We start from the raw sequence: 13216 nt of genomic DNA on the forward strand, positions 1-13216 counted from the left end.
AGATAGCCGGCCCAACTACGCGCCGGCCGGGCGGGCTTTATTGCACCACGTAGTCCTGCAGAAAGCACTCGAGCAAGTGCAGCTGCATCACCAGATTGAAGACGTAGAGCACCATAATCACCTCGCGCTGCCAGCGCAGCTCCCGCAGCAGCAGGTATGCGAAAAGGTACCCCGTGAGCAAGCCGAAGTACCACAGCGCCTGGCCCCGGGTGAAGTTGTCGAACTCCAGCGTGTAGGCTCCGAACACCTGCCACAACCCCAGCGTGGCCAGCAGCAGATAGAAATAATAGCGCCGGGGCCAGGCTGGCTGCGTGCCCAAATGCCCCACCAGTACCACCAAAAACGGCGTGGCCAGCAGGTAGCGGCTGAAGTTCCAGATGCTGCCCCCTGGTACAAGAGGATAAACAAGGTGATGCTGACGCAGTAGCCTAGGGCAAACGTCACGGCCGGGGGCACGGCGGGCAGCGGGCGCTTTCCACGAAGCAGCCACCGCCCGGCCAGCCACAGGCACGCCGCAATCGAGGCGCCGCCCACCCAAAGCGCCAGCGCATCGAGCCAGAGCATATTGATGCCTGAGGGCGTGGCAAACGGAAGCTGCGGCCACTGCAGCACGTGCCCCCAGAACTGCTGCGCTTTGATAAATGCGAACGGCTCGCCCACCTGCCTCCACTGGATGAAGGCCACCGACCCCACCGATGCAGCAATAGCGAGCAGGCCCGCCCCGCCCCAGAGCAGGGCCCGGCGCGCCTGCCCCGGCTGGGCGGCCCAGAGCAGCGTGGTAAAGAGCAGCGCTGGCGTAAACATGGTGCTGGCCGAGCGGGTGAGCCCGCAGCCCAGCAGGCCCAGCATCCACCAGCTCAGGCGGCCGCGGTGCAGGCCGAGCAGCAGCAGCGTGGCAAACCCAAAAAAGCGCCTCGGTGTAGGGAATCACCATGAACAGCAGCGGTGGCGTCGAGAGCAGCAGCAAGGCCCAGCGTGCGGGCAGCCGCAGCTGCTGCGCCAGCCAGGTAAACGCCGCGATGAACAAGCCGAAGTTGAGCAAACCCATGTGGAAGGCATCGAGCCCGGTGAGCCGCCACAGGTAGGGAAATAGCGGGAAAAAGGCGGCCGAGCTCATGCTCGTGGCCGAATACAAGTAGCCCTGCTCCCGGATAAGGTTGTACCAGTACACGTCCCAGCGGGAAATGTTGTCGTTGGTAGGCAGGTACCGGATGATGCCGAAGCAGTACAGCGTGGAGGCCAGCGCCGCCAGCAGCAGCAGGTGGCCCGCCACCACTGCGGGAATAGGATACCGCTTCGCAAACAAAGCCGGAGCCGCGGGAGAAACTACAGGAGTCAGCACAAACAGAGTTGGTAAAAAACGGCTAGCGGACAGCCTCCAGGGTGAGGTCGTCGAAGTATTTGGCCGCGCCCCGCTCGGGGCACCACACGTACACCAGCACCTCGTCGGTGGGCGCCAGGTCGGAGGGTAGATGAATGGTTTTGGTGAGGTGCTCCCACTTCTGGTAGCGGCGCACTACCTGCGATACTTCCAGGGCCCGCCAGATATCGGGGCGGCGCCCGTGGCAGCGGATTTCCACCACCAGCTTGGTAGACCGAATCAGCCCGCTGGTGAGGTAAGTCCAAGCCTGCAGCCGGAGGCTGGTCGGCACGAAAGCGCAGGCCTCCAGGGTGGTGTGGTAGGGTGCCACAAATTCGGCGCCATCGGCCACGTAGTAGGAGTAGCGCCCGGAGTGAGCCTTTTCGGTGGAGAGAAAAGGGGGCAACGGCGTCACCCATCCTTCAAACTGCTCAAAATCGGAATTGAGCAGCAGGCAGCGCTGGTCGGCGCCCGCGCCGCAGCTCGCCAGCCCGCACACCAGCCCCAGGCCAGCCCAACTTCGCAACGCGCTTCGGAAAACAGTAATGAAAATGGCCAAGAAGAGCAGGGCGGGAAAGCAGTGGAAGCGTTGGAGGGTGATGTTAGAACCTGGCTATTCGGGCCGTTTCGTTCAGGAACCGGTGCCGGGGCAGCCCCAGCCAGTCCAACGCATTCTGGCCCAGCATCTGCGCCTTGACATCGGCCGGAAACGGCATGGACCTGATGAGCTGGCCGGGTTCCAGCTCGCCCAGGGGAAAGGGGTAGTCCGAGCCCAGCGTGATTTTGTCGGCCCCGAGGGTCTTCACCAGGTAGTCGAGCATGAGCGGGTCGTGCACCAGGGAATCCACCCAAAACTTGCCCAGGTAGTTGCGCGGGTTGTGGGGGTTGTCGACGGCGCAGAGGTCGGGCCGCACCTGCCAGCCGTGCTCGATGCGCCCGATGGTGCTGGCAAACGAGCCCCGCCGTGGGCCACGGCCACGCGCAGCCGGGGCAGCCGCTCCAGCACTCCGCCGAATATCAGCGAGCAGAGGGCCAGGGTGCTTTCGGCGGGCATGCCCACCAGCCAGGGCAGCCAGTACTTGGGCATTTTCTGCTGGGCCATCATGTCCCAGGGGTGCACAAACACGCAGGCGCCCAGCTCCTCGGCGGCGGCAAATACTTCGAAAAGCTCCGGCTGGTCGAGGTTCCAGTCGTTCACGTGGGAGCCGATTTGCACGCCGGCCAGCCCAATTTTCATGCAGCGCTCCAGCTCCCTGATGGCCAGCTTGGGCGCCTGCATCGGGATGGTGCCCAGGCCCACGTAGCGGGTGGGGTAGCGGTGCACCACGTCAGCAATGTGGTCGTTGAGCAGCTGGCTCAGGTCGAGGCAGTCGGCGGGCTTGGCCCAGTAGCTGAACATTACCGGCACGGTGCTCAGCACCTGCACCTGCACCCCAAACTGGTCGTACTCGCGCAGCCGCACGGCCGGGTCCCAGCAGTTGTCCTGCACTTCGCGGAAGAACTTGTCGTCCTGCATCATGCGGGCGCAGCAGGGCTTGTGGTGCTCCAGCCGGATAAAGCCCCCGTAGCCGTAGCGCTCCGCTAAATCGGGCCAGCGCTCGGGCAGAATGTGGGTATGAATGTCGATGGAGAGCACGGGTGGGCGAGCTAGGGATTAGAAGAGGTTAGGCGACTCAAAAAACTTACTGAAATACAGCTCGCGGGTGTTTTTGTCGCCGAGCAAATAGCCGGCGGCGTACTGCCAGGTTTGCCACAAATTAAGGGTGATGCACAGCACCACGGCCGCTTGCAGCCCCACTTGGTGCGGCCGGCTCCAGCCTCGGGCCACGGCCAGCAGCGCCGCAAAGGGCAACGCCAGCAGCGGGTAGAGGCTTACCAACGGCCGGGCGCCGAAACCGCCGCCGTACCACCACGCCTCCCAGCTAAAGGTAACGTAGAGCAGCACCGGCAGCAGCACCAGCGCCGGCACCACCGCGGCCGGCAGGCGGCGCCGGGCCGCCACCAGGCCCAGCAGCATCAGCCCGGCCAGGGGCGTGTACAGCAGCCAGCCCTTGCGGTAACTAAACAGCCCGTACAGCACGTGGGGCTGCGAAAAGGAGAAGTGCTCCACGCTGTAGCTGTCGACCACCCAGTGCCCGGACACGACGCGCCAGAACAGGAATTGCAGGCCCAGCACCGTCGCGCCCACGGCCGCCGCCAGCCCCCATTGGCCCGCATGCGCCAGCAGCAGCGCCGGCCGCTGCCGCAGCGCCGCCCACGACGTGATGCCCCAGGTGAGCGGAATAACAACATACAGGGCTTCGGTAAAGCGGCAAAGCGTGGCCAGGCCCAGGAAAAGCCCCGTGCCCACGGCCCAGCGCGGCCGGAACGTTTCGTACCACCGCACGGTGCAGTACAGTAAGGCCGCCTGCCACATAAACAGGGCCGCGTGCGCCATTGCCGCGTCGTAAGTGCTGTAGTTGAAATAGTTGGTGCCCAGCCCCACGCCGGCCAGCGCCCAGGCCGTGTGGCGGTCGTCGAAGAAGCGCAGCAGCAGCTTGCGCACTATCCACAGGCCCAGCAGGCCATAGACCAGCCCGGCCAGCATCACGCTGTGCTGGTAAGGGCGCGAAAAGCCATCGGTGCGGTAGCGGTGGGTGAGGCGAGCGTAGGCATGCGCGCCCGCAAACCACGGCAGTTCACCCAGCGCCACGCCCAGCGGGTATTTCGAGATTACGCGGCCATTGGGCAGCGTGTAGAGGCCCCGCTCCCGGGGCCGGCCGGCGGCCAAGGCCAGCCGTTGCAACGAGTCGGCCCGGCCGAGGTCGTGGTAGATAAAGGCCGACGGCAGGTACGCGTAGTAGCCGCCCGCATCGTAATCCAGCACCTCCAGCGCCTTCCACGGCCGGTCCTGAAACACGGCCAGCGTGGCCAGCACCGCCACCACCAGCCACACGTGTAGCGAACGCACCACCCGCTTACCCGGCCACTGGCGCGGGCGCCTCCATGTAGGTGCCGCAGTTCTTACAGGTGCGCAGCTCTTCCGAAGCCCAGAACTTGTTCATGATGGGCGGCAGGGGCCACGATGTCGGTGATGACGGCGAACTCCTCGTAGAGCTTGTGGCCGCAGTTTTCGCAGTACCACTGAAAGCCGTCGAGCTCGCCGGGCTCGCGGTATCGCTCCAGCACCATGCCCACGGTGCCGGCCGGACGGCGCGGCGAGTGGGGCACATTGGGCGGCAGCAGAAACATCTCGCCGGGCCCGATGGTGATGTCCACCGGCTGGCCTTCTTCGATGATTTTCACGGTCATCGTGCCTTCGATTTGCCAGAACAGCTCCTCGCCGGCGTCCACGTGATAGTCTTTGCGGGCGTTGGGGCCGCCCACCACCATCACAATAAAGTCCTTGTTGTCTTTGAACACCTGCTGGTTGCCCACCGGGGGCTTCAGCAAATGGCGGTGTTCGTCAATCCACTTTTGGAAGTTAAACGGGCGGGCTATCATGGGCGGAAAGGGTTGGTTGCAGGTGCTAAGCTACTAATTGCGGAGACTCCGCTACTGTCGGGCTCCCGGTCCGCGGGCGGTATCGCCCGCCCCCAGCGCCCGGCGCTCGAAAAGCGCTGGGTGGGCTGCGGCAGTGGGCGCGTGCGCCGCAGGATGAGCAGCGGGCCCTGGGCCAGCACCACCTGCCAGTGCCCGCTGGCCTGGTAGCCGGCCGCCTGGGCCTCCAGCTCGGCGGGGCTGAGCGGGAAGGTTGAGGCCTGGCGCAGGGCCGCGATGTAGTCGGCATCGGCCACGTAGGGGAGCTGGTAGATGTAGGGCCGCGCCGCCAAATGCGGCACCAGGGCCGAAGTCGCGCTCACCCGCGCCGTGGCCGGAATCAGGGCCAGGCCCCGGTGCACGGCCCCGGCATCGAACCCCACGGAGTAGTGGCGGCTGCGGAAAAATTGAGCTGCGATTTTATCAAAAGCCGGCGCCTTGCGCAGTTGCATCGAAGCTACGGTAGCCGTCGCCGCCAGCAGGGCCACCCCGCCGCCACCCACGCCGCCCGGCGCGGCGCCACCCGCACCAGCCAGTGGCTCAGGGCGGCATTGAGCACCGGCACAAACTCGATGGAATACTGCACGTTGATGCCCCAATGCGCCACCGTGCCCGACAAAAGTTTCTGGCCGTAAATGGGCGCCAGCATCAGCAGATAAGCCGGGCGGCGCAGTAGGGCCAGGCCGCCCGCCAGCAGCACCATGAGGTGCAGCTCCACCTTCACGTAGTCGCCGATGGGCGAGGGCAAATGGTTCTTAAACAGCAGCCCCAGCACGTAGCCCGGCCGCGTGAACAGGGTGCGCAGCATCTCGACGGGTGTGGTACCCAGGGCCACGTACTGCTGCTGGTAGAGGTAAGCATCGCCCGCGCCCAGGGCCGGAATGATGAGCTTGACCACCACCAGAAAATAGAGACCGGCCGCGGCCGCCACGCCCAGCGCCCAGCGCCGCCGCGCCGGCTCGCGCCAGTGCAGCACGGCCAGCCCCAGCCCAATAAATACCAGCCACAAGGCCATGTTTTCCTTGCTCACGGCCATGAGCGCGGCCACTATGGCGGCCCGCCCGCGCCGGTCGGCTTCCAGCCAGTAAAACAGCCAGGGCAGCAGCATGGCCGCCACCACGTTGTCGTGGTAGTCGAAAGCCAGAGCCGAGTAGATGCCCCAGGTGCTTAGAAACAGCACCAGCAGGGCCAGCGCCGCGCCGGGCTGGGTGCCGCGGGTGCGCAGCATATGCAGGCGGTAGGCGCCGTAGCCCCCACGAGTATCAGCCCAATTTGCACCACCAGCAGGGTGTAGGAGCCAAATACCCAGTACAGCGGCGCATACAGCGGCTGCAGCAGCGTAAAATGGTCGCCGAACAGGTTGTTGTAGCGCATCACCGAATTGACATTCGGCCGCAGGTGGGCATAGTCCCACAGTGCCTGGTTGTAGATGCCCAGGTCGTAGGCAAACGTCCGGAACAGGTAGTGGTTGACCAGCGCCAGCAGCCCAAACGCCACGCCGAAAACCACCAGCACCAGTGCCACGCGTCGGGTTGGTAGCTTTGCTTGCGAGAACACCACGGGTCAGACTGAGCAGATAAATATGCAGCACGCACTGGCTCAACGCCCCGCCTTCGCTACAAATGACAGGGGCGTCGCGCCCCAAAAGCACAAAACAACGCACGAATCCCCTTTGCCTCACCTCTTCGCTTCCCCTTGATGACGAGCTTGCCCCTTTCTTCCCGCCGCGCCCTCGTGGGCGGCTCCACCCAAGGCATCGGCCGGGCCGTGGCCGAGGCGCTGGCTGCCCAAGGCGCCACCGTCACCCTGTTGGCCCGCGACGCCGCGCGCCTGCAGCAGGTAGCCGACGCCCTGCCCACGCCCGAAGGCCAGACGCACGACTTCATCGTGGCCGACTATACCGAGCCCGAGCTGCTGGCGGCCAGCGTGCGCGACTACCTGCGCACCGTCGGCATCGGCTTCGACATCCTGGTGAACAACACCGGCGGCCCGGCCGGCGGCCCCTTGCTCGCGGCCACGCCCGCCGATTTCCGGGCCGCTTTCGAGCAGCACCTCATCGCCAACCACCTGCTGGCCCAGGCCGTGGTACCGGCCATGCAGGAAGCGGGTTTCGGGCGCATCATCAACATCGTGAGCACTTCCGTGAAAGTCCCGCTGCCCGGGCTGGGCGTGAGCAACACCATCCGCGGGGCCGTAGCGAGTTGGGCCAAAACCCTGGCCAACGAGCCTGGGCCCGCACGGCATCACGGTCAACAACGTGCTGCCCGGCGCCACCCTCACCCTGCGCCACACCTCGCTTGTTGAGAAGAAAATGGCCCAAACCGGCCAGCCCGCCGAGGCCATCGAAGCCGACATGCTCAAGCTGATTCCGGCCCGCCGCTTCGGGCTGGCCGAGGAGGTAGCCGCCGCCGTGGCCTTCCTGGCTTCGCCCGCGGCGGGCTACATCAACGGCACCAGCCTGCCCGTGGACGGCGGCCGCACCAGCAGCCTGTGACGCCTGTGGCTTGGACGCCTGCGGCTTAATTATGAATGAAGAGTGAAGAATGAGGAATTTGCTCAACGACCAATTCTTCATTCCTCACTCTTCATTCCTCATTAAGCGCAGCGTTACTTTTACGCCCCGCAAGCTCCTCTCTGATTTTGGTAAAATTCGACACGCTTTCCATCGTCATTCCGGTTTACAACGAAGCCCGCACCATCCACCAGGTGCTGGACGTACTGCGCGAGCTGACGCTGGTGCGCAACATCGGCAAGGAGATTATCCTGGTCAACGACTGCTCCACCGACGGCTCGGGCGATGCCATTCGGGCCTACGCCGCGCGCTATCCCGACCTGAACCTGCGCCTGTTTGAGCACGCCGTGAACCAGGGCAAGGGCGCGGCGCTGCACACCGGCATCCGGGCCGCTACCGGCGACTACGTCATCATTCAGGACGCCGACCTGGAGTACGACCCCGAAGAGTACAACCAGCTGATGAAGCCCATCCTCAAGGGCTTTGCCGACGTGGTGTACGGCTCGCGCTTTATGGGCGGCAACCCGCACCGCATCCTGTTCTTCTGGCACAGCATCGGCAACACGGTGCTCACCTTCCTCTCAAACATGGTGACCGACCTGAACCTGACCGACATGGAAACCTGCTACAAGCTGTTTCGGCGCGATATCATCCAGCGCTTCGACTTGCAGGAAAAGCGGTTCGGCTTCGAACCCGAAGTCACAGCCAAAGTGGCCCGCGTGAAGGACGTGCGCATCTACGAAGTGGGCATCAGCTACTACGGCCGCACCTACGCCGAAGGCAAGAAAATTGGCTGGCGCGACGGCTTTCGGGCCATTTACTGCATCATCAAGTACGGGCTGTTGGGGCAGTAAGACAGGGGCCCGGCCGGCCGGGGCCAGGCACTGCCACGCCAGCCAGCTCAGCCCTATTAGCCCCCTCGTTACCCCTGGTTTCTCCATGCAAGCACTCCTTCCTCGTCCGGCCTTCGAAACCACGGCTCCGGCTCGCCGGCACTGGCTGGGGGTGGGCATTGGCCTGGTCGTTGGGCTGGCCATGGCCCGGTACTACCAGTGGCTTTTGCTCGACCTGAAGGTGGCCACGGATGTGCAGGACCACATCGATTACCTCGCCCGGGTGTGCGGCGAGGGCTATGCCTGGCCGGCCAATCCGGGCTTCCATTGGCTGGCCTGGGCGGTGGGCGGGCTGAAATGCGACCGCGGCCAGCCTGCTGCACGCGGCCTGCTACGCGCTGGGCATTAGCTGGGGCGCATCGGCCTACCTGGCCATGTGGGTTGGCCATACCCTGCCCCGCGCCGCCGGGAGCCAGGGCGCGGCCGGCGCCAGGCGCTGGTCGGCCACGGCGGTACTGCTGGCGGCAGTCGGCGCGTGCTTTTTCTATACGTTCCCGGCCAGCTGGCTGATTGGCGGCTTCGATAATTACCTGGGTCTGCTGCCGCCCAACGTGTACCACAACTCGACCTTGGTTGCGGCCATGCCGTTTTCCATCGCGGCGTTTGGGTTGGGCCTCCGCCAGTGGCGGGCGGGCAGCGGGGCCAGCTTCTGGGGCGATGCGCTGCTGGGGTTGGTGCTGGTGGGGTGCGCCTTGTGCAAGCCCAGCTATGCCTTCGCGTTTGTGCCGGCTTACGGGGTGCTGCGGCTGCTGCACATCCGGCACCAGCCAGTGGGGCGCCTGCTGACGGGCCTGGCCCTGGCCGTGCTCCCGGTGCTGCTGGTGATAGTGGGGCAGGCTCAGTGGATTGCCCGGCACCCGGAAGTGAGCTTCCACGGCGAATCGCACGTCGCGTTGGCGTTTCCGGCCGGCTGGAAGATGTTGCTGTTTTTAACGGACGTGGATGGCTGGGACAGCCTCCTGCTGGGCCTGGGCTCGTTTGCGTTGCCGCTGCTGGCGTATGCGCTGCGGCCCGCGTGGCTGCGGCAGCCCGCCCACCAGTGGCGGTGCTCAGTACGGTCTTTGCCTTTGCTCAATTTATGCTGGTCTACGAATCCGGCTCCCGGGCCGGGCACGGCAACTTTATGTGGCAGGTAATGGCCGCCAACCACTTGCTGTATTGGGTAGTGGCGCTGGAGGTGCTGCGGTCGCCGCGGCCGGCCAACCAAGCCGGTTGGGCCCGGCAAGTTGTGTTGCTAAGCGCCGTGGCGCTCAGCTTCATGAGTGGCTTGTACTACATGTACGCCATTGCCACCACCGGCACCTATCACTAGCTCAACAAAGCTGCTGAACTGGGCTGGGGAGGCTGGGTGCTTAGCAGCACAGCAGAATTGCCTCGGCAAAGCGGCGGGACTCAGGCCGCGGCAGCCTGCCGGGACGGGGCCACCGGGCGGGCTGCCGCCACGCTGGGGCCTACGGCTATTACCGCCAGGTAAAAGGAGGTGAAGAAGCCCACCACCGCCAGGTAAGCGTACGGCACCTGCAGCAGGGCGTAGAATGTGGTGAGGTAGAGCTTCAGCACAATGACGGCGTAGAGGCGGTAGTGGGTCCGGGGCACGCGCTGGCGCCAGTAGGCCAGCGCCGCGCCCCCGACGATGGCCAGCACCGCGGCCAGGTGCACCAGCTTGGCTAGGGTGAGCCGGGCCAGCAGCTCCCCGGGAGCAAACCGGTAGAAGAAGTTGGTCAGCCCGATGCCGTTGTACAGGTGCACGGGCTTGCCCAGGGGTTGAGATGGCGCCATTCGCCCAGCGTGGTTTCGGTGTACACCTTTTGCACGCGCACAAACAGGCCCCAGTCGTGCGAGAGAATGGGCACCACGTAGAGCGCCAGCACGCCGGCGGCGGCCAGCCCCGTGAGCGCCCAGGCCCAGCGCCGCGACTCATTAAAGTAGAGCAGCCCGATATAAAGCGGCACCCAGAATACCAGTGAATACCGCGAAAGCAGGCACAGCACCAGCGCGGCCACCAGCAGCGGCCGCGACGGCAGCAGCACCCCGGCCACCAGCAGCAGGTAATACCCCACCACCAGCGGCTCGACCGTGAGGGAAAAGATGTCGGGAATGGTGAGCAGGATGCTGTAGGTAAACAGCAGCGGCAGGGCGCTCAATCCGAAGATGACCCAGGCCGGACGCCGCAGCCGCACCACCACCACCAGGTAGCCCAGCACGCCCAGCAGCAGCCCAAAGCTGCTCATCCACCGGTAGTCGAACCGCAGGTATTCGGGCACGATGAAAGGAAACCAGGTGGCTGGCAGGTAGCCGGGCTCCAGAAAGTAGCCCAGGTCTTCGGTGAGGGGGCGGTGCACCACTTCGCCGGCCAGAAACCGCTGGCAGTACACCGTGAGGGCCGGAATGATGTCGGAATAGTCCTGCGGGTGCACGTCGCTTACCTGCAGGCGCAGCATAGGCACGCACAGCCACAGGCCGCCCGCCAGCGCCAGGGCTGCGGGCCACCACCCCGAGCTGCACACCGCCACGGGGAGCAGCCCGGGCCAGGGCCGGTGCCGAACGGCCCGGCTGGCCGCCCAGCACAGCGCCACCGCCGTCAGGTACGCCGCCACCGGGCTCCCGTAAGGCCCCGCCTGCTGGTTGAAGAAAGTGAATTGGGCGGCCTCCAGCAGGACCAGCCCAAACACGGCCCACGAAAACAGGCGTTGCACAAAGAGGCTATTTTGAGGGACCATGCCGACCGATGTTCATTTTTTGCGCAAGGCCAATACGCTATGCAAGCAGCCAGCCCAATTGCCCCGTTGGGCAACGGCCGTGAGGGAAGGTGGAGCGGGCTTAATCTTTCGTGATTTCCAGGTCGTCGAGGTAGGTGGTGTCGTCGGGGCTGGTGCGCCACATGTACACCTGCAGCTCCTGGCTCGAGCGATGGTGTCGGGCAAATCAAAGTCTTTGTCGATTTCGGTCCAGTGGTTGAGCGTTTTAACTTCCCCGCGGATGTCGAGCGCCTGCCAGTACACTTTTTCGCCTCCTTTGGCGGGGTCGGTAATCTGCACCACTATCACGGCCTTGGCTTGCGGGCCCGAGAGCAGGGCCCAGCCGTGCACGTGCAGCTTATTGATTTTGCTGTTGGAAACCTGCAGCAAGGTGTTGCGGTAGCCGATGCTGTACTCGGTTTCGCGGTCCACTTTCACGGAAAACCGGCCGGAATGCGCTTTCGCTTTGGTCAGCGAAGGCGAGGCAACCCCCAGCCCTCCATGGTCTCAAAATCGTTGCGCGTCACCAGGTTGGCCGGTGCCGCGGCCTCCTTGCTGGCCGAAGAGCACGCCGCGGCCCCGACCAGCAGGGCGCCGGCGGCCACGAAACGAAGGAGGTGGCGTTCTGCTGAAACCAGAAGTGAGGAAAGCATTAAGCTAGCGTAAGTAATAAGGAATGAAGGGGCTCGAGTGGCCAAAATTAGACAATTCCGCTTTACCAGCTCCGCCTTAAATCAGAGCTGCGCATCCTCTGCTGCCCCTGGGCCGATGGTGCCAGGGCCCGTCCCCCAGGCCGCGCCCCGGAGGAATGGGCGGGCTGGGTTGCCTGTTTAAAAGCGGTGTATGGAACAAGTTCTGCCGAAGCTGGGACCACTGCGCATCAGTTATTCTGGGGGCAGAGCGGCTGCCGGGCGCACCAGCCATCGAGCTGTAAACTCCGACCTGGCGGGCCGGCCGAGCTGGTAGAGGTTTTGATAAAGCTGCCGGTTGCCTATTTGCAGGCTGAGTGAATAAGCGCCGGGGACCAGGCCGGGCCAGCTCAATTCCCAGCCGGCGGCGGGCAGTTGCCGGCCACTTTGAATCGGCCGGCCACACAGGTCATAAATGGTCCAGCTCAGGGCCGCGCGGCCGCTATCGGCGTCGGGCGCGGCCACGTAGTGCCGGGGCGAGTCGGCTTCGTTGAACGACGGCATCGACGGCGCCCAGCGCCCCTGCGACGGCAGCGCCAGCGTGTTGAAATCGCGCGGGTTCAGGTTGGTTTCCAGCACCAGCCGCGGCCTTTGGTTGAGCTGTTCGAGCACGCGCCAGCGCATCTCGGGGCGCGTGGCCCCGCGCACGCCGTCCGGGCTGCGCGGCCCCAGATAAGCGCCCGCGGCCGGGGCCACGGGCCGTACGGGGCCCTGGGCCAGCGTCTTTCGGGACTTGTACACCCGGATGTAGTCGATGTCGAAGGAGGCAGTCTGGGCGCTGGCCCAGTTGAACATGGCCAGGTTGGCAATCAGCTCCAGCGAGCAGCCCAGCGGCAGCAGGCGCGTTTCGCGGCGAATCGGGAGGCCATCGAAATAATACACCAGGCTCCTGGGGCTGCCAGCTCAGGGCCAGGGTATGAAAGCCGTCGGTGAGGCGGCCGGGCCCGGGCCAGTAGAAAAAGCTTTGCGACGCCTCGTCCGGCCCGGGGCGCCAGAACTCGTGGCTCCCGTGGATGACGTTGTTCGATATCAAATCCGAGCCACCTGCTTCGAAAATGTCGACTTCGTCGGGATTGCCATAAAGCCAGAAGGCGGAAAACGAGTTGGGTGTGCTCGGCATCCGGCAGCGAATCTCAAACAGGCCGTACGTGAAGCCCGTCCGTTCGCCGCAGGCCGGCAGCCGCATGGAGTCCTGCACCGCCCGGCTGAACAGCATGCCCGACTCGTACTGTAGCTGGCGTATGGGGCCCCCAGGCATCTGGTAGTGCCGCGGGGCCGCCCGTCGCCGGGCCCGGAGGTGCAGCACCCCCGCCGTATCTGCGCTCACCTGCTGGCCGGAGTAGTACTCGCCTTCGTTCCCGCCCAGCGTCCGCCCCCAGGGGTAGGCGAATTGCCAGTGGCGGGCCACCGTGCTGCTGTCGCCGGCGCGGTCAAACTCGTCGTGCCAGTACAGGTGCCAGTCGGCGTGGCGCAGCGTATCCGGCCGGCTCTGGGCGTGGCCCAGG

Annotated in this window: 17 protein-coding genes and 2 pseudogenes; 6 read left to right on the forward strand and 13 right to left on the reverse strand. The window is 65.1% G+C overall.

What is annotated here, in order from left to right:
* Nucleotides 1-37: 37 nt before the first annotated feature.
* The 8 genes and pseudogenes from ACFQT0_RS04455 to ACFQT0_RS04490 form a co-directional block, all read right to left on the reverse strand.
* A complete protein-coding gene (locus ACFQT0_RS04455) occupies nucleotides 38-1342 on the reverse strand; it encodes a hypothetical protein (RefSeq protein ID WP_380200717.1) in 1305 nt (434 codons plus the stop codon).
* A 22-nt stretch (nucleotides 1343-1364) separates the two neighbouring features.
* Nucleotides 1365-1919: a hypothetical protein gene (locus tag ACFQT0_RS04460; RefSeq protein WP_380200719.1), complete on the reverse strand. Its 555-nt coding sequence runs from the start codon at nucleotides 1917-1919 to the stop codon at nucleotides 1365-1367.
* 43 nt (nucleotides 1920-1962) lie between these two features.
* A pseudogene (locus tag ACFQT0_RS04465) lies at nucleotides 1963-2996 on the reverse strand (amidohydrolase family protein).
* Between the two features lie 18 nt (nucleotides 2997-3014).
* Entirely contained in the window at nucleotides 3015-4313 is a 1299-nt protein-coding gene (locus tag ACFQT0_RS04470; RefSeq protein WP_380200721.1) for a glycosyltransferase family 39 protein, read from the reverse strand.
* 4 nt (nucleotides 4314-4317) lie between these two features.
* Nucleotides 4318-4843: pseudogene (locus tag ACFQT0_RS04475) on the reverse strand (3-hydroxyanthranilate 3,4-dioxygenase).
* Nucleotides 4840-5382 (reverse strand): hypothetical protein, encoded by a 543-nt coding sequence (locus ACFQT0_RS04480; protein WP_380206151.1) that lies wholly within the window; start codon nucleotides 5380-5382, stop codon nucleotides 4840-4842. Before ACFQT0_RS04480 ends, ACFQT0_RS04475 begins: the two are co-directional and overlap by 4 nt.
* On the reverse strand, nucleotides 5337-6107 hold the full coding sequence (locus ACFQT0_RS04485) for a DUF2079 domain-containing protein (RefSeq protein ID WP_380200723.1): 771 nt from the start codon (nucleotides 6105-6107) through the stop codon (nucleotides 5337-5339). The genes ACFQT0_RS04480 and ACFQT0_RS04485 overlap by 46 nt, the downstream gene beginning before the upstream one ends.
* Nucleotides 6047-6403, reverse strand: a complete 357-nt coding sequence (locus tag ACFQT0_RS04490; RefSeq protein WP_380200725.1) for a DUF2079 domain-containing protein — start codon at nucleotides 6401-6403, stop codon at nucleotides 6047-6049. The genes ACFQT0_RS04485 and ACFQT0_RS04490 overlap by 61 nt, the downstream gene beginning before the upstream one ends.
* Before the next feature lie 174 nt (nucleotides 6404-6577).
* Here ACFQT0_RS04490 and ACFQT0_RS04495 point away from each other — a divergent pair, with 174 nt between their 5' ends.
* The 6 genes from ACFQT0_RS04495 to ACFQT0_RS04520 all read left to right on the forward strand — a co-directional run bounded on the left by ACFQT0_RS04495 (nucleotide 6578) and on the right by ACFQT0_RS04520 (nucleotide 9596).
* Complete coding sequence (locus ACFQT0_RS04495) at nucleotides 6578-7183, forward strand: SDR family NAD(P)-dependent oxidoreductase (RefSeq protein ID WP_380200727.1); 606 nt, start codon at nucleotides 6578-6580, stop codon at nucleotides 7181-7183.
* Nucleotides 7137-7373, forward strand: a complete 237-nt coding sequence (locus ACFQT0_RS04500) for an SDR family oxidoreductase (RefSeq protein WP_380200729.1) — start codon at nucleotides 7137-7139, stop codon at nucleotides 7371-7373. The genes ACFQT0_RS04495 and ACFQT0_RS04500 overlap by 47 nt, the downstream gene beginning before the upstream one ends.
* 146 nt (nucleotides 7374-7519) lie before the next feature.
* Complete coding sequence (locus tag ACFQT0_RS04505) at nucleotides 7520-8245, forward strand: glycosyltransferase family 2 protein (protein WP_380200731.1); 726 nt, start codon at nucleotides 7520-7522, stop codon at nucleotides 8243-8245.
* Between the two features lie 85 nt (nucleotides 8246-8330).
* Entirely contained in the window at nucleotides 8331-8633 is a 303-nt protein-coding gene (locus ACFQT0_RS04510; RefSeq protein ID WP_380200733.1) for a hypothetical protein, read from the forward strand.
* 25 nt (nucleotides 8634-8658) lie between these two features.
* On the forward strand, nucleotides 8659-9420 hold the full coding sequence (locus tag ACFQT0_RS04515) for a hypothetical protein (RefSeq protein WP_380200735.1): 762 nt from the start codon (nucleotides 8659-8661) through the stop codon (nucleotides 9418-9420).
* Nucleotides 9408-9596 carry a hypothetical protein gene (locus ACFQT0_RS04520; RefSeq protein WP_380200737.1) on the forward strand — a complete coding sequence of 63 codons (189 nt, stop codon included), beginning with the start codon at nucleotides 9408-9410 and terminating at the stop codon, nucleotides 9594-9596. The genes ACFQT0_RS04515 and ACFQT0_RS04520 overlap by 13 nt, the downstream gene beginning before the upstream one ends.
* Before the next feature lie 80 nt (nucleotides 9597-9676).
* Here ACFQT0_RS04520 and ACFQT0_RS04525 read toward each other — a convergent pair whose 3' ends face one another.
* The 5 genes from ACFQT0_RS04525 to ACFQT0_RS04545 all read right to left on the reverse strand — a co-directional run bounded on the left by ACFQT0_RS04525 (nucleotide 9677) and on the right by ACFQT0_RS04545 (nucleotide 12593).
* Nucleotides 9677-10033: a hypothetical protein gene (locus tag ACFQT0_RS04525; protein ID WP_380200739.1), complete on the reverse strand. Its 357-nt coding sequence runs from the start codon at nucleotides 10031-10033 to the stop codon at nucleotides 9677-9679.
* Nucleotides 10006-10980: a hypothetical protein gene (locus ACFQT0_RS04530; protein WP_380200741.1), complete on the reverse strand. Its 975-nt coding sequence runs from the start codon at nucleotides 10978-10980 to the stop codon at nucleotides 10006-10008. The genes ACFQT0_RS04525 and ACFQT0_RS04530 overlap by 28 nt, the downstream gene beginning before the upstream one ends.
* A 36-nt stretch (nucleotides 10981-11016) precedes the next feature.
* Nucleotides 11017-11460, reverse strand: a complete 444-nt coding sequence (locus tag ACFQT0_RS04535; RefSeq protein ID WP_380200743.1) for a hypothetical protein — start codon at nucleotides 11458-11460, stop codon at nucleotides 11017-11019.
* A 32-nt stretch (nucleotides 11461-11492) separates the two neighbouring features.
* A complete protein-coding gene (locus ACFQT0_RS04540) occupies nucleotides 11493-11627 on the reverse strand; it encodes a hypothetical protein (RefSeq protein ID WP_380200745.1) in 135 nt (44 codons plus the stop codon).
* A 279-nt stretch (nucleotides 11628-11906) separates the two neighbouring features.
* The gene (locus ACFQT0_RS04545) at nucleotides 11907-12593 is read right to left on the reverse strand and encodes a hypothetical protein (RefSeq protein WP_380200747.1); all 687 of its coding nucleotides are present in this window, start codon (nucleotides 12591-12593) and stop codon (nucleotides 11907-11909) included.
* Nucleotides 12594-13216: the final 623 nt, after the last annotated feature.

The sequence above is a fragment of the Hymenobacter humi genome (assembly GCF_042665855.1).
Taxonomy (GTDB): domain Bacteria; phylum Bacteroidota; class Bacteroidia; order Cytophagales; family Hymenobacteraceae; genus Hymenobacter; species Hymenobacter humi.